Here is an 18,672-nt window from a genome sequence, read left to right on the forward strand (position 1 = left end):
TTACATATAGCTGTGCTTAACTTGTGCACAGCTATTTTCAAAAATAATTATTGGCGAATTAGATCATCACCAAAACCAATCCATTTATAAGTGGTTAATGCTTCAAGTCCCATTGGTCCTCTGGCATGTAGCTTTTGGGTGCTAACCGCAACTTCGGCCCCTAATCCAAATTGACCCCCATCAGTAAAACGAGTTGATGCATTAACATAAACTGCGGCCGAATCAACTAAATTCACAAATTTTTCAGCATTAGCAAGGCTGTGAGTTAAAATAGCTTCCGAATGGCCACTACCATATTCGCGAATATGGTCTACAGCTAGTTCTAGTGAGTCTACAATTACGATATTTAAATCTTTAGACAACCATTCTTGACGAAGTTCATTATCTTCTACAGGGAAAACATTAGCCCCACCTGATTCTAAGATTGCAAATGATTGTTGATCAGCATGCAGAATAACACCATTATCAGCCATTATTTGGCTTAATTTTGGTAAAAAAGTGTTAGCAATTTTTGTATGAACTAGTAAAGTTTCTACCGTATTACAAGTACTTGGACGTTGAGTTTTAGCATTAATGATAATAGGTAATGCGCTATCAAAATCCATACTCTCATCCATAAAAATATGACAGACACCAATACCACCAGTGATCACCGGAATAGTTGAATGTTCGCGACATAATTTATGCAATGCCGAACCACCTCGTGGAATAATCATATCTATATAGTTATCGAGTTTAAGTAACTCATGAATATATGTACGATCCGGATTATCAATAGATTGAATAGCTGTTTTAGGCAAGCCCATTTTATCTAAAGCTTGTTGAATAATAGCAATAGTGGCGGCATTAGTATGAACTGTTTCTTTACCACCGCGTAAAATAGCTGCGTTACCTGTTTTTATACAAAGTGATGCAATGTCAATGGTAACATTTGGGCGAGCCTCATAAATAACACCGATTACACCTAAAGGGACTCTGTTACGTTGTAACTTTAATCCATTTTCTAACGTAGAACCATCAATAATTTCACCAATAGGATCGGTTAATAAGACAACTTTACGCACGTCATTGGCAATAGCAATTAAGCGTTCATGCGTTAATAACAACCGATCTAAAATAGCAGCACTTAAACCTTGAGCCTTAGCTTCTAACATATCTTGTTCATTAGCTTTAAGGATAGTAGTACTATGTTTTTCTAATAAATCAGCAATAGCTGTTAATGCTTGATTTTTAGTTGCAGTAGAGCATTGCGCCAGTTGATACGATGCTAATTTTGCTGCTTTACCCATTTGTTCTAACATAGTTGCCACCTATACTATATTTTGTAAGTTATTTTTAATAAGTTGCATTTTGTCTAACAATAAATTTTTGTCTGCTGGTAACATTAAGTTTAAATCTACATAAAAATCTTTAGTTTCGTTATTCACTTTATGTTTAATAATTAATATATCTGGTTTTTCTACAATAATATCTGCAATATTTTTTAATAAAATACATGTCATTTTATTTTTATGATTGCTATAAATAATAATATAAACAATGAAAAAAAGAGTAAAAAGTAGTAGTTTGGTTAAATTAAACTTATTATTATTTATTGTGATATAAGTTTTACCTAAAACAATGTACTTTTCTGACCAACGTAATAATAAAAAAATGATCATGAATATAATTGTAGTCCCATATATTAATGGTAAACCATTAGTTAATGCTGTAAAAAAATAAATCACTAAGAGCAAGATTAAAGATGTAATGAGGGTTTTTAAGTAACGGCGTTGATAAAAAAACAATTCGCTATCTTCTTTTTCCCATTTTTCCGAATAGCTACTTATTTCAATACTCAATTTTAATTCCTTATTATATTAATTAACAATCATATCATTACGATGTACCGCCACTGAGCCGTATTCGTAACCAATGATTTGGCTGATCTCTTGTGAATGATGCCCGGCAATTTGTTTTAATGCATCACTATTATAGCGACTAACACCACGTGCAATCTTTTTTCCTATTTTATTACAAATATCAATGACTTCACCACGTGAAAAGTTTTGTTCCACCTTGATGATGCCTTTAGGCAACAATGAGCTACCATTATTTAAAATAGCATCAACTGCACCATCATCTAAATACACTTTCCCCGCTTTTGGGGCACCAAATAACCAATGCTTACGGTGTTCTAAAGGTGTTTTTTGTGGTAAAAAGCGAGTACCAATAGGTTGATTATTGACAATATCAATAATCACATTAGTTTTATTACCTGCAGCGATAATTACTTCAATGCCGGCACTACCAGCAACTTCTGCAGCTTGGAGTTTAGTACTCATGCCACCAGTACCAAGCCCTGAAACACTATCACCGGCAATGTTACGCAAATTATCATCAATATGCTCAACTTCATGAATTAATTTAGCATTGCTGTCAGTTCGCGGATCCGCTGTATATAATCCATCTAAATCAGTTAATAAAATTAGTTTATTAGCTTCCGCTAGAATAGCCGCAAGGGCTGATAAATTATCGTTGTCTCCAACTTTTATTTCTGCGGTTGCTACTGCATCATTTTCATTAATTACTGGTACAATATCATTATCTAACATAGCTTTAAGTGCATCTTGAGCATTTAAGAATCGTTCTCGATCTTCTAAATCGGCTCGAGTTAATAACATTTGCCCAATGTAGATTTTGTATATTGAAAATAATTGTTCCCAAAGTTGAATTAATTTACTTTGTCCAACAGAAGCAAGCAATTGTTTAGAAGCAACGGTATTCGGTAGATTTGGAAAATTAAGATATTCACGACCGGCAGCAATAGCACCGGAAGTGACAATAACAATTTTATGCCCATTTTGATGCAAATAAGCACATTGCCGAATAAGTTCAACTATACGGGCGCGATCTAATTGTTTAGTGCCACCAGTTAATACACTGGTACCTAATTTAATAACCACAATTTGTTGTTTGTTATTAGTCATAGCAATACCCTTATAAATTAAACTATTACAAAATAGATTGCATCCAATTGACCGATTGTTCTAAAGCATTATGTAAACTCTTTTGTAATGGCGTTTTTGGTACAGTGATTATTTTATTTTGCTTAGCGGATTGAATCAATTTAGCTTCTAAATTATTACTTAACTTATCATCTTCAAAAATTATATTCATGACAGGAACAAGACAAGCATGAGTCAAAATCCCTTGTTTTTTTAATGAGAAATAATTCAACTCTGCGGCTAATTGCTGATTGGAGATAATTGGTAACCCTAAACGACTTGCTAACATATCTTTATAAACATTAGGAAGATGTTGTTGTAGCTCTTTATCGACAAAAATTTGATGAATTAATGGAGTAAAGTTAAATAAGCCTTTTATTTTATTTGGCATTAAATGAGCTAAACGGGTAGCAATATGTGAACCGAATCTGAAGCCAGCTAAAATTACCCGACTATCATCAACCCAAGGAATTGATGATAACTGTTCTAATACTGCTTGATGAATTTGACTACTATTTTGTGTCAAGTCAAAACCACGACTATAACCAACAGAAGGTAAATCGATAGTTAGCATCGCTATCCCTTTGGGAGCTAAAAACTCATTAAAATAACGATAGAAATCAATTTGTAAATTACCCAAACCATTACACATCAATACTACAGGGCAAGTCCCTTCGGTTGGTGGTAAATGTAATATTGATTTAACAGTTTGGTTTTGAACTTTAAATTCAAGTTCCTTGGTAGTGTACGGGGAATAACTCAGAGCCTTAGTATATGCTTGGTAAGCACACGTTTGTGCGTACATAGCTAATTCATCATTCTTAAAATGAGGGTAACTGGCTATGCTACAATATTCACTAGCAATTAAATAGTAATTACATAAATTGGCTTTGTTAATATCACTAAGATTAGTTTCATCGATGGCATCTGCTTTGGCTTGCCATTTAGCTGCCTGATTCAAAAACTCATAAATCCAATTTCCTGGTTGATAACCGGCTATAGAATCTAACCACTGGCTATTAACAGGTTGTTTGGTTGAAACGGCAATTTTAGATAATACTTCTTCGATTTCAAGTTTGGGTAATCCCCGCCAATACCATAGAATTGGATTAACAATCCGATACCAATGAGAATTACTTTCCCCATCCATAGGACTAATACTGAGGCCATCACTATTATCAATACGTTTAATTAGTGTTGAAGTCTCAGGATAATCAAACTGAGGTTTAAATATCTGTTCAGATAGATTCTGAATTGATGTCATAATAAATATAGCTTCCTTATTATTTGTGATCACTAATTGGTTTTACAAACATCACTCCAGTGTCCCAAGGTTGCTCTATCCAAGTATCTTGTGCAATATCAATGATATAATCATCAACCAGTGCTTTACCGGCGGGTTTGGCAAAAATTGTTACAAAATGGGCTTTAGGGTACATTTCACGAATAGTGTGCGCAGTGCCACCGGTATCAACTAAATCGTCCACCACAATAAATCCTTCGCCATCACCATTAGCTTGTTTTAAGATCAATTTTTCACGTTGATGATCGTGATCATAACTTGAAATACATACTGTATCGACATAACGTATACTTAACTCACGGGCTAAAATAGCAGCAGGAACTAATCCACCACGACTAACGGCAATAATGCCTTTCCATTGATTAGCTGGTAATAAACGTTCTGAAAGCTGACGGCCATAGGCTTGCAACATTTCCCAAGTAACAGTAAATTTTTTCTTTTCAGCAATAAGTTCTGCTTTGTGTTGTTTTTGGGCTTGGATTTCTTGTTCTGATAATGTTTGTTTTATTGACATGTGTGACCTGCAACTTTAATCGAATGGGCTAATAAAATAAATTAATATTAATAGACTAAAAATAGATGTAAAATTGCACCTTATTATAGAGTGATTAGACAAAAAAAACTACCCATTAATTTATTCCGCACTTAAGATTGAGGTTGTATTATGCTTTCAACATTGAAACCAAATTTTGTTTGGCAGATCTTTAACGATATTTGTAAAATCCCCCGTCCATCTCATCATGAACAAATGATTACTAAATATATTGTTGATTTTGCAAATTCACACAGTATAGATTGTAAGATTGATAAAACTGGTAATATTTTACTAACTAAACCTGCCACAAAAGAGATGGAAGATTGCCCATCTATTGCTCTACAAGCTCACATGGATATGGTGCCACAGAAAAATGAAGGTACGAAACATGATTTTCTTACCGATCCTATTCAAGCTTATGTTGATGGTGAATGGGTGAAAGCTAAAGGTACAACCTTAGGTGCCGATAATGGTGTTGGTTTAGCTTCTGCACTCGCTGTCTTAATTGATCCTGCGGTAGAACATGGTCCTATCGAAGTTTTAATTACTGTTTCTGAAGAAACGGGTATGTTTGGTGCTTTTGGTGTGCAACCAAATTGGTTAACAAGCCAATATTTAATTAATACCGATTCGGAAGATGAAGGTGAAATTTTTACAGGTTGTGCTGGTGGAGTTGATTTTACGGCAACATTCCCAGTCACTTATGCAGTGATGCCGGAAAAATTTGATTGCTACTTAAAATTATCTCTTAAAGGTTTAAGAGGTGGACATTCTGGTTGTGACATTCATCTAGGCCGAGGTAATGCTATTAAACTAATGGCGCGTTTTCTGGCAGAATATGCCCAAGATATTCCATTCCGACTTGCTGATATTAATGGCGGCTCTTTACGTAATGCCATCCCGAGAGAAGCCTTTGCAGAAATAGCCTTAAGTAAAGATGATCTACCTAAGTTAAAATCTATCATTAATCAGTATAATAAAGTGTTAACTAATGAATTAGGGCATGTAGAACCTAATATCGAAATTACTTTATCGGAAGTTGCAGACGATAAAGTTAAACGGGTGTTAACAACTGAAAATCAAAATAGAATAATTAATTGGTTACATACTGCTCCTAATGGTGTTGTGCGTATGAGTGACCAACTAGCTGGAGTGGTTGAAACCTCTCTTAATTTAGGTATTTTAAATATCAAAGATAATCAAATTAGTGCTATTTTCTTGATTCGTTCACAGATTGATAGTGCTAAAGATGCGGTTGTGTCTACACTAATTGCACACAGTCAATTAGCTAATGCTAATTACGAAATTAGTGGTGGTTATTCTGGTTGGGAACCTAATTTAGAGTCTAACTTGTTACAACTAACTAAAGAAAAATATTATGAAATATTTTCTGAACATCCAAAAATTATGGTGATCCACGCTGGGCTTGAATGTGGACTATTTAAAAAGGCTTATCCAAATATGGATATGATTTCAATAGGGCCAACTATTGTTTCGCCACATTCACCCGATGAAAAAGTAAACATCCAAAGTGTTTATCGCTATTGGGAACTACTTATTGCCATACTAAAATCAGCCAAACATCTAAAATAATCATTAATAGATGAATCCTGCTAAATGTAAATAGCAGGATTCATTAAATATAAATTTTTATAGAAATAATTTATTAATAAATCGCTCTAAATAATAGTACTAAATCCACTAGAAAATCATTATTAATGAAAATAAATTCAAAAAAAGTGAATAAAAATTCATTTTTATAGTTGAGTTAATTTAAGAAATCACCTATTATATGTGAATTAGCTATATGAAAATCTATAGGAATAGTTATGCTAAAAGCTATTGTTGTTGGGGCGAGTGGTTATGCAGGAGCTAAATTAGCTTATTATTTGCAAAAACATCCACAAATTGAACTTATTGCTTTAACGGTATCAGCAAACAGTAAAGATGCCGGTAAACTAATTTCTAACCATGATTTACATCCGCAGTTAAAAAGTATAGTCGATTTACCACTTATTGCTACCGACGATTATTCGGAGATAGTTAATAATATAGATATTGTATTCTTAGCCACCGAACATTCTGTCAGTCATAATATTGCTCCTTATTTTTTAGAACACGGTTGTACAGTTTTCGATTTATCAGGTGCGTTTCGTGTTAATTCTGCATCTTTTTATACTCAATATTATGGTTTTACTCATCAACATCAGCAATGGTTAGATAAAGCGGTTTATGGCTTAGCGGAATGGAATTATAAGCAAATCAAGCAAGCTCAACTCATTGCTGTGCCAGGGTGTTATCCAACTGCATCACAATTACCATTGAAACCATTAATAGTGGAAGATTTATTAGATGCTACTCAATGGCCAGTTATTAACGCTATCAGTGGCGTAAGTGGTGCCGGGCGTAAAGCTTCTCTTAATAATAATTTTTGTGAAGTTAGTGTACATGCTTATGGTCTATTTACTCATCGGCATCAACCTGAAATTGCCAATCATTTAGGGCAACAAGTTATTTTTAATCCTCATTTAGGTTGTTTTAAACAAGGCATCCATGCCACTATTACTTGTCGAGTGAAAGAGGGGGTTACCGCTAATGATATTAGTGCGGCATTAAATAAGTATTACCAAGACAAACCTTTAGTCCGAGTATATGAAAAAGATTGGCCAGCATTAAAATCTGTAATTGGCTTACCTTATTGTGATATTGGCTTTGTGCTTAAAGATCGTAATTTGATCCTAATTTCAGTTGAAGATAATTTACTAAAAGGTGCAGCTGCGCAAGCTATACAATGTATGAATATTCGTTTTGGTTATGATGAAACTACAGCATTACTTTAAAATATAATTTAGCAATTCAAAACTTAATTGAAAATGATGTAATAAAAGAATTTGGTTGGGGTAAATTCAAATTAATTGATAGGAAATACAAATGAAACCATTAATTATCAAGCTTGGCGGTGTTTTACTGGATAATAAAGATGCTTTAACTAAGTTATTTATTGTTATTAATGAATATAAAAAAAATCATCAACGTCATTTAGTTATTGTTCATGGTGGTGGCAGTATCGTTGATTCTTTGATGGATAGACTCTCATTACCGGTGGTTAGGCGTAATGGTTTACGGGTTACTCCAGCAGATCAGATCGATGTGATTGTTGGTAGCTTGGCCGGTAGTTCTAATACTAAATTATTATCAGAAGCTAAAAAACAAGGTATTGCTGGAGTGGGACTTTGTTTAGCGGATGGTAATAGTGTAGAAGTTAAACAAATTTCAGAAGAATTGGGTTATGTTGGCGCAGCTAAAGCTGGTGATCCTACACTAATCAACTTATTACTTAACTCCGGTTATTTACCAATCATTAGTTCAATTGGTATTAGTGATGAAGGGCAAATGATGAATGTTAATGCTGATCATGCCGCGGTGGCTTTAGCTAAAACTTTAAATGCAGATTTGATCTTATTATCAGATGTTGTCGGCGTATTAGATGCCAACAAACAATTGATAGAATCCTTAACTGAATCGCAAGCAGATCAACTCATCGCCGAAGGAGTCATTACTGATGGTATGATTGTTAAAGTTAAATCAGCCTTTGAAGCAGCAAAAGCATTAGGCCGTTCAATAGATATTGCTAGCTGGAAAGAGGACGATAAACTACTTGAATTATTTGATGGTAAATCAGGAATAACTGGCACAAGAATTATTGCTTAAATATAATTCCATCAGTATATTAAACCAGTTAATTTAGTTAGTAAAAAGTCGGTAACATATTTATTTATCGTAAGTAAATTGAGAAAGGGCGTAACATGAAAAAGAATGGAACCAAAAAAGTAGTTTTAGCTTATTCAGGCGGCTTAGATACATCAGCTATCATTCCATGGTTAAAAGAAAATTATGGTGGTTGTGAAGTCTATGCCTTAGTGGCTAATGTAGGGCAAGATCCTAAAGAATTAAAAGATGTTGAGAAAAAAGCCAAAGCATCTGGAGCTGTTGCTTGTAAAGTTGTAGATTTACGTGAAGAATTTGTTAAAGATTATGTATACCCTGTATTAAAAACTGGCGCCTTATATGAAGGAACCTATTACCTTGGTACTTCGATGGCACGGCCAATTATTGCTAAAGCTCAAGTTGAATATGCCTTAGAAGTTGGTGCAGATACTCTGTGCCATGGTGCAACCGGTAAAGGTAATGACCAGGTTCGTTTTGAAACCACCTACACCGCATTAGCTCCACAACTGAAAGTTATTGCTCCTTGGCGTGAATGGAATTTACGTTCGCGTGAAGCCTTAATTGATTACTTAAAAGTCCGCAAAATTCCAACTACAGCAACGGTAGAAAAAATTTATAGCCGCGATGAAAATGCCTGGCATATTTCCACAGAAGGTGGAGTGTTAGAAAGCACTTGGAACCAAGCTAATGCTGATTGCTGGGCATGGACTGTTTCACCTGAAGATGCTCCTAATAAACCAGAGCTTGTAACCATTGGCATTGAAAAAGGGGAAGTCGTTGCAGTTAATGGCAAAAAATTATCACCCTATAACTGTGTTGCTACCTTGAACAAAATTGGTGCTAAACATGGTGTTGGTCGGGTCGATATTATTGAAAACCGCCTTGTGGGCATTAAATCTCGTGGTTGTTATGAAACCCCTGGCGGCACTATTATGATGACGGCTTTACGTGGTTTAGAACAATTAATTTTAGATCGTGATAGCTTTAAATGGCGCGAACAACTTGGCTTAGAAATGGCTTATGTTGTTTATGATGGCCGTTGGTTTGCGCCTTACCGTCGTTCTATACAAGCTGCGGCTGATGTTCTAGCTGAAGATATGACTGGCGAAGTAGTGGTCAAACTCTATAAAGGTAATGCCACAGCAGTACAGAAAAAATCGCCAAATAGTTTATATAGTGAAGAGTTTGCTACTTTTGGTGAAGATGAAGTTTACGACCATAGCCATGCCGGTGGTTTCATTCGTTTATTCTCTTTATCATCACGTATCCGTGCATTGAATGCAGAAAAGCAAAAAAAATCTAGCAAAAAAGCAGCAACATCAACCCAAAAAACAGCAGCAAAAAAAGTTGCTAAACAAACAGTAAAAGCTGATGCTAAAGCTAAAGTAAACACTAAAACAGTTACTAAAGCTAAAACAGCAACCAAGAAGAAAAAATAATTTATAATAGTCACTTAAAGACTAAAAGGTGTTCCAATATATACAGGTGATCAGCCTGTATATATTTTTTTAGTACTGTAAATAGTTATTGAATATAGCTATATAGTAATTTAAAAAAATGATAAAGATAAATCATTGAAAATTTGTTAAATAAAATTTGAGGTAATTATGGCATTATGGGGTGGGCGTTTTAGTCAAGCAGCAGATCAGCGATTTAAACATTTTAATGATTCATTACGCTTTGACTATCGATTGGCAAAACAAGATATTATTGGTTCTATTGCTTGGTCTAAGGCATTAGTTACCGTTAATGTTCTATCTCACGATGAACAACAAAAATTACAACAAGCCTTAAATGAATTACTTGTTTTGGTACAACAAGATCCGCAGCAAATCTTACAAAGTGACGCCGAAGATATTCATAGCTGGGTTGAACAAAAACTCATAGAAAAAGTTGGTGATTTAGGTAAAAAATTACATACAGGCCGTAGTCGTAATGATCAATCGACTACCGATCTTAAATTATGGAGCAAAGATGAAATTAAGCTGTTAATTGGCGCTATTCATCATTTACGTCAATCATTAGTTACTACTGCAGAACAACACCAAGATGCTGTTATGCCGGGGTATACGCATTTGCAACGCGCGCAACCCATTACCTTTGCTCATTGGTGCCTAGCGTATTATGAAATGTTAACCCGTGATGCCGATCGTTTACAAGATACATTAAAACGTTTAGATGTCAGCCCACTAGGTAGTGGCGCTTTAGCGGGAACGGCATACCCAATGGATCGCGAACAGTTAGCTACTTGGCTTGGTTTTGCTTCAGCTACTAATAATAGTTTAGATGCGGTTTCCGATCGTGATCATGTACTTGAACTTTTAAATAATGCAGCAATCAGCATGATCCATTTATCACGTTTTGCCGAAGATTTAATTATCTTTAATAGCGGTGAAGCTAATTTTGTTGAACTATCCGATCGCGTTACTTCTGGTTCATCATTAATGCCTCAAAAGAAGAATCCAGATGCTTTAGAGCTCATTCGCGGTAAGGTAGGGCGAGTGGTGGGAGCATTAACTGGCGCACTTGTGACCTTTAAAGGTTTACCGCTGGCGTATAATAAAGATTTACAAGAAGATAAAGAACACTTATTTGATGCACTAGATACTTGGCAAGAATGCTTAGCTATGGCAGCTTTAGTTCTTGAGGATATTAAGATTAATACGGATAATTGCCAACAAGCAGCTAAACAAGGTTATGCTAATGCGACCGAACTTGCTGATTACCTTGTTGCTAAAGGTATTCCATTTAGAGAAGCCCACCACATTGTGGGTGAAGCAGTAGTCGGTGCGATTGCTAAACAAAAAGCCTTAGAAGAGTTGACTTTGGCTGAATTAAAAGCTTATAGTCCCGTCATTGAAAATGATGTTTATCCAATCTTATCGCTAACTTCCTGTTTAGTTAAACGTTCGGCTAAAGGTGGAGTGTCACCTGAACAAGTAAAATCAGCCATAGATCAGGCTAAACAGCAATTATCAATTTAATATGATCCAACTATGCCGACTTTAGTCGGCATTTTTATACTGAAACGTATACTTCTCAGGAAACATCTTGACAAAAATCTTATTGTATATCATGGCAGACAATGTAAGAATACATCTCTGTTTTAAATGAAATAAAGTGAATCCAAATGAATAAAAGTTACAACTTTAGTGCTGGTCCTGCAAAGTTACCTGCTGACGTATTAAAACAGGTACAAGCCGAATTATTAGATTGGCAAAATACAGGTGCATCTGTTATGGAGTTAAGCCATAGAGGCAAGGATTTTGATGCTTGCGCAATTGAAGCAACTAATAATCTTCGTGATATTCTAAATGTTCCTGCTAATTATAAAATCCTATTTTGTCAAGGTGGAGCTAGAGCACAATTTGCCGCAGTGCCATTAAATATATTAGGTAATAAAACTAGTGCAGACTATATTAATAGTGGTTATTGGAGTTTGTGTGCAGCTAAAGAGGCAGCTAAATATTGCACGGTGCTTCAACAAGACGTAATTGTCAAAAAAGATGGTTTGGCGGCAGTTAAACCTATGTCTGAATGGCAATTAAATCATGACACAGCTTACGTTCATTATTGCCCTAATGAAACTATTGACGGAATCGAGATATTTGAACAACCAAATTTTGGTGATAAAACAGTAGTTGCGGATTTATCGTCTTGTATTTTATCGCAACCAATTGACGTTAGCCGTTATGGTATTATTTATGCTGGTGCCCAAAAAAATATTGGTCCATCCGGCATCACCATAGTAATTGTTCGTGAAGATCTTATTGGTTATGCCCAAAAAGCATTACCTTCCGTTTTAGATTATAAAATCCTAATGGATCATGATTCTATGTTTAATACGCCGCCTACATTTGCTTGGTATATGTCAGGACTAGTATTTAAATGGATCAAAAATTTAGGCGGATTAACGGCGATGCAACAACGCAATCAAGCTAAAGCTAAACTGTTGTACGATTTTATCGATCATTCTGATTTTTATCGTAATATGGTTGCCAAGGACAATCGTTCTATTATGAATGTTACTTTCCTTTCTCCAAATGATGATCTGGATAAATTGTTTGTCAGTGAAGCAACTAAAGCTAATATTATTGGGATTAAAGGTCACCGGATTGCCGGGGGAATGAGAGCCTCAATTTATAATGCCATGGATCTTGATGGTGTAAATTACTTAATTGACTTTATGCAACAGTTTGAAAAACAAAATGGTTAATTAGGATAAATAAAAAAGGGGGAAATAAATTCCCCTTTTTTATGAAGTAAAACTTAATTACAACGATAAACATCACCAACCATAACCGCATCGGTTGGCGCCACTTCAGACACATATTTCATGGATGCATCTTGAGCATCATAAATCACATTACCACCCATAGCCGCAGCTTTATTCATTAAGTCAGTAGCTGCATCACGAATAAGTTCACTATGTGTTTTTTGACCAGAAAAGAAGGTATTACGGCGGCCTTCAGCTTTACCTAAAAGTTGGCAAGTAGCTGCGGGTTTAGTATCAACAAACTGCACTTTACTACCAGCAGAACTAAGTTGATAATCCGAGCTACTACAAGCGTTTAAGAGTAGCGTAGTTGAAACAGCTACACTTATAAATAATATTTTTTTTATAGACATAATATTTCCTCAACCATAAACAACGAATAATTATTATAACCTAATCTATTGTATCAGGTTAATTCATTAAAAAATATCAGTTATTAATACAGATTAAAATCTAATTAATTAGCGTTTAAGAAATAAGCAAATTAATCGAATTTAATAATTAACTATAGCAAAATCTAATTAACTCTATTATAATCGCAACCCTACTAACTCAGTAGCACTCCTCACCGAGGCCCCTTAGCTCAGTTGGTCAGAGCAGTCGACTCATAATCGATTGGTCACTGGTTCAAGTCCAGTAGGGGCCACCATTACGAAACTCAACAAACCTCACCAAACATCAAAAATCCTTTAATCACAACACATAGAGCAATTTAGCACCTCATACAACCTCAACGAAATTCACCGAGATTTAAAATATTTAGTTATACGTTTAGTTATACGGTGGTAATATAACTAAAATCCGTATAACTAAAATGATATAACTATGGCTAGAAAGACTGTTCCTTTAAGTGATACTCAAATTAAAGCTGCTAAGCCAAAAGATAAAGAATACACTTTACAAGATGGGCTTGGGTTATATTTATTAATCAAACCTACTGGATCAAAAGTATGGCGGTTTAATTATTATCGTCCTTTTGTAAAAAAAAGAGTATTGATCAGTTTTGGTAGTTATCCAGAAATAACACTACAACAAGCCCGAAAAAAGCGAGATGAAGCTAGAGAACTACTTCAACAAGATATTGACCCTCAAGAACATTACTCAACAAAAAAACAAAATGTTTTAAAAGAAAGAACAAATACCTTTCAAAAAATAGCAGATAATTGGCTTGTGGTTGAAAAGTCAAAAGGTTACAAAGAAGATACCATTAGAAAAATGTGGCAATCTTTAGAAAATCATATCTTTCCTTATTTAGGGGATGTTCCAGTAACGCATATTGATGCCAGTCTATTAATCAGAATATTAGAGCCGTTACGCTCAGCTAGAAAATTAGATATGCTCAAGAGAGTTATAAGGCGAGTAAATAAAATAATGGATTACGCTGTAAATACTGGAATTATTCAATTTAATCCAGTTACAAAGGTAAGCGCAGCTTTTGAAAATCCAACAGTGCAAAATATGCCGACAATAAAACCAATAGAATTACCTGAATTTATGCAAGCCCTTTCACTGGCCAGAATTGAACTTCAAACTCGTTGTTTAGTTGAATGGCAATTATTAACCATAACAAGACCAAATGAGGCGGTTAGTGTTCAATGGAATGAAATTGATTTTCATAATCAAATATGGACCATTCCGGCCGAACGAATGAAGATGAAACGTGAGCATATAATTCCGTTATCACCTCAAGCAATGAAGATATTGGAGATTATTAAGCCATTTACAGGTCATAGGTTGTATGTTTTTCCTAGTATGAAAGCCCCATACAATAAGCCTATGAGTAGTCAGACTGTTAACATGGTTATTAAGCGTATGGGATTTGCCGGTCGTTTAGTATCACACGGGTTTAGATCCTTAGCATCTACCACACTAAATGAGCAAGGCTTTCCAGCAGATATTATTGAATCAGCTTTGGCCCATGCGGATAAGAACGAAGTAAGACGAATTTACAATAGAGCTACCTATTTAGAACAACGTAGTATCATGATGGCTTGGTGGGGCGATTTTATAGAGCAAGCCAGCAAAGGAAATGTTTCTTTATCTGGGAATAAGGGTTTTAAAATTGCTAATAGTTGAGATGAGCTCAAAATTAAGCTTATTGATTTCATTCAAAATTAACTAAAAGGTGAGAGTAACTACAAAAGTCTTGTAGTTCAAATATTAACTGAAGTTAGATAGGTTTAATGATTATATTTAATTCTGTTACAAACACATATTAAAATACCACGAAAACGTGGGATTAACATATAAGGTAAAAAAAGATGAAACTACCTCCATTAGAATACTGTTCGGTTGAAAGGGCTACCAGATTATTAGGTTGTGAGGTTAGCGATTTAATACATTGGCATGAAATTGGAGCCATTAGATTATATGTAAATATAATTGATGAAGTAGATGCTCAACTTGTTTATATGGGTGATGCTAATAAAAATACCATTGATACTAAGGAAACTAGTTTTATCGGCGAACTCTTAGAAAAAAATTATTGGGAGAATAAGCATTCAAATATTTTTGTTGATGGTGGGCCTTATGTTCGTAGAGTTTATATAGAAGATATGATTGCATGGTATTTTGACGTTAAAATTACCGGATTATGGTCATGTTTGGAATGGTCTAATTATGGGCAAATTTTAGATAAAATTCCTTATGACGATGAAAATCACATTTTTTTATTATCTTATGATTACAAAGTATCAGTTAGTCTACATAGTAGTTTTTCCACACCAATTAAAATAAATCCTAATGAACTTATTATAATGTGGGATGATATTGAAAAAATACAGAACGTTGACCAATGGTCATTAGATACAGAAAAAGTTAGGGAAAATATATTAATAAAAGAAACCATTAATAAGGATATCATTCCTAATAGTGAACGGATCCAAAAAGCTGAACGTATATTGAACCAAATATATATGAAAGAACATTTTTCTAAATTATGGGAGAATGAAAACTCAACGACTTTAGCTAATGAATTAAATTATCTTGCTGAAAAGTATGGATTTGATTCACAAACCTTTCAAGAAAGCACAATAGCGGGTTGGATGAAAAAATATAAGCCTTAATAAGGGTAATGTAGCTCTTATTAAAAGTATAACCTTTTGAATTAACTATAGTTTAAATAATAGAATCCTCCTTGAGATTAAATGAACTCAAGTGAGGATTTTTTAATGGCAACAAACCAACCAAAACAATATGCTTCTTTAGATGAAATTCGTCTGATGCTTGGCGTTTCAGAAAATACACTTCGTTACAATGAAACCTTTCCCAAAGGTATAAAAATTGGTCGTCGTGTTGTTTATAAACTAACAGAAGTCAATCAATGGCTCGAATCTAACCGTATGGCTCAATAGGAGAGAATTCTATGAGTTATTCAATTACACCAGAACAACATAAGACCATACTAACTAAATATAGTCTGCCTTATGATCGCCTCGTACGAGAAAGAGAGCGCGACAAAATTACTTCTATAGCACGTTCCACTGCATGGCAACTTGAGAAAGAGGGTAAATATCCGGCCAGAAAAACATTAGGCAAAAATTCTTGTGCCTGGTCATTAGTGGAACTACTTCACTGGATCGAAAATCCTCCTATTGATTGTGTTGCAAATCAACCAACTAAACGGAGAGGTGGTTAGGTGAAAGATTTAACTATTAATAACCGAGAAGCAATCATGACCAGTTTAGAAATAGCTGAACTGGTTGAATCTCGACATGACAATGTCAAACGAGCAATTGAACGATTAGCCGAAAAAAGTATTATCCGGCTTCCTCCGTTGGAGGATTGTGGAAGAATCAATGAGTTAGGTTTTACACAAAGTTTTTACGTTTATATCTTTAAAGGTGAACAAGGTAAGAGAGATAGCATTATTGTGATTGCTCAACTATGTCCTGAGTTTACGGCTCGCTTAGTAGATCGCTGGCAAGAATTAGAAAAATCGACTAAACCACAATCATTACCAGATGCTTTACGAGCCTATGCTGATGAAATAGAGCGTAATCAACATTTAGAAAACCAAATCTTATTAGATGCGCCTAAGGTTGAATTTGCTGAGTTAGTTGGTGAGGCTGAGGGGGTACTTATTGGTAGCTATGCCAAAACAATTGGAATTGGTCAAAATCGTTTATTTACTTGGTTACGAGATAACAAAATTCTTAACAAATCAGGCTCTAAACATAATCAACCAAGAGATGAATATATTCAGCGAGGATATTTCACGAGTAAGGCTACCGCAATTAATAAATATGGTGGTGGCGTAGAAGAAAAATTCACTACCAAAATCACAGGTAAAGGGCAGATCTGGTTAACGAATAAATTAAAAGATGCTGGATTGATAACAAAATAAAAGGCTGAGTGCAGAACCGCCTAGTAGAGGTAACAATAGATGAATATAAATGAAAATACGCAGGATTTACAGCGTCACGCAGTTACTACCTGCAAAAACAATACTATCATTATTAGCTTATATAAAAAAGATTACTCATGCTTTCAGGAGGATTTTAGTTATTCCTTATTTTTACAGAGTAAGTCATTTGGTGCACAAGGAGTGTTTAATTTCTCATACACAAAGTATCCTGCAATAGCGATTACTATAATAAACAATACTATTTTCTTCATAAATTATTTTCCTAATCTCATTTTGCAAGCAGCTTTCACCCAGCCAGAGAATGAATCACCATCTTTCTTGGCTTGCTGTTCTATTAATTCAAGTAAATCATCTTCAAATCTAATAATCTTTCTAGTACTGTTTGAGCGGTCTGTTTTTTTCTTATCTTTTTTTTCTTGCATTGGTGCATACCTTTATGGTAGATTAAATATAAATGGTATGAACCATTATAACGGTGAGTACCATAAAAAGCAATCCCCCGAAGTGTTACCAGCACTATCGAGGGATCTAACCAAACCATTAAAGCACGGAGTAATGATTATGGCTAACCGCTATGATAACGCACACCTATGTGCAAGACAATCCAAGTTATATAAATTCTATGACCTTTCAACGGCTAATATTGTTCAGTCTATCGCGTCAACAGAGCAACAAGCTAGACGCCAAATAGGTAAGCAATCCTTAATCTTTGTCGCAAGAAAACCACTTAATCCAATCATAGAAAGTCAAAGCAGGAATTACTGCTTTGGAGGGTTATATCATGAATGAGTTAAGAGATCTGTTAAGACGATACCAACCGCCGAAATTTGCCGACAAAAAAGACTTAGCTCTATGCCAAGATACATTAAACACGACCCAAGTAACTATTCGTTATGGGATAAAAACAATTAGCCGTCTAGCCATCTTAGCAGCTCAAAGCGATGAATATTCAGAAAGTGTAGCTAAAGAGGATATGTATCAATTAGGTTTTTTTCTCAATAGCTTAATGGATATGCAGCAATTCGCCTACGAGCAGGAACAGGACTTTACTTATACATTAGAACTAATGGAGAAAGGAAAATGAGCCAAGATAAAAAACTGACCAAGTTAGAGGCATTAAGATTATGTATATCCGTTGCATTCTTAAAACATTGTAAAGAGATCTTTGGTCGTCATGTTTTTCAATATAACAATATCACCACCGAACTGGATATTAATGTGATTTCGATTGCCTTGATAAGAAATATTGAAGAGGCGTATATTTTGGCAAAAGGGGCGAGTGTTGGTGAGGAAGCGACTATTCACATCTATAAAAAAATGGTTGAAATTAACGATCCAATAAATGGCAGTATTGATGATGTTAGTTTGACACAATTTGGTATTGAGATTGTTTCTGAGCTATTTGAGCAGTTTATTGTTCTTATTGAAACAGATCAACTTCAATTAGCTAAGCCAACATTGCATTAAGGCGGTCTC

General features: G+C 34.8%; 19 protein-coding genes, 1 tRNA gene and 1 pseudogene. 14 read left to right on the top strand and 7 right to left on the bottom strand.

Going from position 1 to position 18,672, the window contains the following annotated elements:
• Window positions 1-47: 47 nt before the first annotated feature.
• Genes proA through gpt form a run of 5 tightly spaced genes read right to left on the bottom strand, consistent with a single transcriptional unit; the run spans window position 48 to window position 4,804 of the window.
• Complete coding sequence (proA, locus tag A9G13_RS07785; protein ID WP_065557006.1) at window positions 48-1,301, bottom strand: glutamate-5-semialdehyde dehydrogenase; 1,254 nt, start codon at window positions 1,299-1,301, stop codon at window positions 48-50.
• Between the two features lie 9 nt (window positions 1,302-1,310).
• A complete protein-coding gene (locus A9G13_RS07790; RefSeq protein WP_065557007.1) occupies window positions 1,311-1,841 on the bottom strand; it encodes a hypothetical protein in 531 nt (176 codons plus the stop codon).
• Window positions 1,842-1,859: 18 nt separating this feature from the next.
• A complete protein-coding gene (gene proB, locus A9G13_RS07795) occupies window positions 1,860-2,969 on the bottom strand; it encodes a glutamate 5-kinase (RefSeq protein WP_065557008.1) in 1,110 nt (369 codons plus the stop codon).
• A gap of 25 nt (window positions 2,970-2,994) precedes the next feature.
• Window positions 2,995-4,251: an alpha/beta hydrolase gene (locus A9G13_RS07800; RefSeq protein WP_065557009.1), complete on the bottom strand. Its 1,257-nt coding sequence runs from the start codon at window positions 4,249-4,251 to the stop codon at window positions 2,995-2,997.
• 19 nt (window positions 4,252-4,270) lie between these two features.
• Window positions 4,271-4,804: a xanthine phosphoribosyltransferase gene (gene gpt, locus A9G13_RS07805; protein WP_081301199.1), complete on the bottom strand. Its 534-nt coding sequence runs from the start codon at window positions 4,802-4,804 to the stop codon at window positions 4,271-4,273.
• A 150-nt stretch (window positions 4,805-4,954) separates the two neighbouring features.
• On the opposite strand from gpt, the gene A9G13_RS07810 reads away from it, so the two are divergent.
• The 6 genes and pseudogenes from A9G13_RS07810 to serC all read left to right on the top strand — a co-directional run bounded on the left by A9G13_RS07810 (window position 4,955) and on the right by serC (window position 12,770).
• Complete coding sequence (locus tag A9G13_RS07810; protein WP_065557010.1) at window positions 4,955-6,418, top strand: aminoacyl-histidine dipeptidase; 1,464 nt, start codon at window positions 4,955-4,957, stop codon at window positions 6,416-6,418.
• A 236-nt stretch (window positions 6,419-6,654) separates the two neighbouring features.
• Complete coding sequence (gene argC, locus A9G13_RS07815) at window positions 6,655-7,665, top strand: N-acetyl-gamma-glutamyl-phosphate reductase (RefSeq protein WP_065557011.1); 1,011 nt, start codon at window positions 6,655-6,657, stop codon at window positions 7,663-7,665.
• A 91-nt stretch (window positions 7,666-7,756) separates the two neighbouring features.
• Complete coding sequence (gene argB / locus A9G13_RS07820) at window positions 7,757-8,536, top strand: acetylglutamate kinase (RefSeq protein WP_065557012.1); 780 nt, start codon at window positions 7,757-7,759, stop codon at window positions 8,534-8,536.
• A gap of 95 nt (window positions 8,537-8,631) precedes the next feature.
• A pseudogene (locus tag A9G13_RS07825) lies at window positions 8,632-9,849 on the top strand (argininosuccinate synthase); the annotation flags it as partial.
• 312 nt (window positions 9,850-10,161) lie between these two features.
• Window positions 10,162-11,538, top strand: a complete 1,377-nt coding sequence (gene argH, locus A9G13_RS07830) for an argininosuccinate lyase (RefSeq protein WP_065557013.1) — start codon at window positions 10,162-10,164, stop codon at window positions 11,536-11,538.
• Between the two features lie 146 nt (window positions 11,539-11,684).
• Entirely contained in the window at window positions 11,685-12,770 is a 1,086-nt protein-coding gene (gene serC / locus A9G13_RS07835) for a 3-phosphoserine/phosphohydroxythreonine transaminase (protein WP_065557014.1), read from the top strand.
• Between the two features lie 53 nt (window positions 12,771-12,823).
• Here the strand turns inward: serC and A9G13_RS07840 are convergent, their stop codons facing one another.
• On the bottom strand, window positions 12,824-13,183 hold the full coding sequence (locus A9G13_RS07840) for a DUF4156 domain-containing protein (RefSeq protein WP_065557015.1): 360 nt from the start codon (window positions 13,181-13,183) through the stop codon (window positions 12,824-12,826).
• A gap of 219 nt (window positions 13,184-13,402) precedes the next feature.
• Here A9G13_RS07840 and A9G13_RS07845 point away from each other — a divergent pair.
• The 6 genes from A9G13_RS07845 (at window position 13,403) to A9G13_RS07870 (ending at window position 17,175) form a co-directional block, all read left to right on the top strand.
• Window positions 13,403-13,479 (top strand) — tRNA-Ile (locus A9G13_RS07845).
• 176 nt (window positions 13,480-13,655) lie between these two features.
• Window positions 13,656-14,906, top strand: a complete 1,251-nt coding sequence (locus A9G13_RS07850) for an integrase domain-containing protein (protein WP_065557016.1) — start codon at window positions 13,656-13,658, stop codon at window positions 14,904-14,906.
• Window positions 14,907-15,091: 185 nt separating this feature from the next.
• Window positions 15,092-15,895 carry a hypothetical protein gene (locus tag A9G13_RS07855; protein WP_065557017.1) on the top strand — a complete coding sequence of 268 codons (804 nt, stop codon included), beginning with the start codon at window positions 15,092-15,094 and terminating at the stop codon, window positions 15,893-15,895.
• A gap of 81 nt (window positions 15,896-15,976) precedes the next feature.
• Window positions 15,977-16,183, top strand: a complete 207-nt coding sequence (locus tag A9G13_RS11190; RefSeq protein ID WP_176701946.1) for a helix-turn-helix transcriptional regulator — start codon at window positions 15,977-15,979, stop codon at window positions 16,181-16,183.
• Between the two features lie 11 nt (window positions 16,184-16,194).
• A complete protein-coding gene (locus tag A9G13_RS07865) occupies window positions 16,195-16,467 on the top strand; it encodes an AlpA family phage regulatory protein (protein WP_065557019.1) in 273 nt (90 codons plus the stop codon).
• Window positions 16,468-16,503: 36 nt separating this feature from the next.
• A complete protein-coding gene (locus A9G13_RS07870) occupies window positions 16,504-17,175 on the top strand; it encodes a phage antirepressor KilAC domain-containing protein (RefSeq protein ID WP_065557133.1) in 672 nt (223 codons plus the stop codon).
• 275 nt (window positions 17,176-17,450) lie between these two features.
• On the opposite strand, the gene A9G13_RS07875 is transcribed toward A9G13_RS07870, so the two are convergent.
• Window positions 17,451-17,618, bottom strand: coding sequence for a YlcI/YnfO family protein (locus tag A9G13_RS07875; protein WP_065557020.1), 168 nt, complete (start codon window positions 17,616-17,618; stop codon window positions 17,451-17,453).
• Window positions 17,619-17,977: 359 nt separating this feature from the next.
• On the opposite strand from A9G13_RS07875, the gene A9G13_RS07885 reads away from it, so the two are divergent.
• Window positions 17,978-18,280, top strand: a complete 303-nt coding sequence (locus tag A9G13_RS07885) for a hypothetical protein (RefSeq protein WP_065557022.1) — start codon at window positions 17,978-17,980, stop codon at window positions 18,278-18,280.
• A complete protein-coding gene (locus A9G13_RS07890) occupies window positions 18,277-18,663 on the top strand; it encodes a hypothetical protein (RefSeq protein ID WP_065557023.1) in 387 nt (128 codons plus the stop codon). The genes A9G13_RS07885 and A9G13_RS07890 overlap by 4 nt, the downstream gene beginning before the upstream one ends.
• Window positions 18,664-18,672: the final 9 nt, after the last annotated feature.

This window comes from Gilliamella sp. wkB178 (assembly GCF_001690705.1).
Classification (GTDB): Bacteria; Pseudomonadota; Gammaproteobacteria; order Enterobacterales; family Orbaceae; genus Gilliamella; species Gilliamella apicola_K.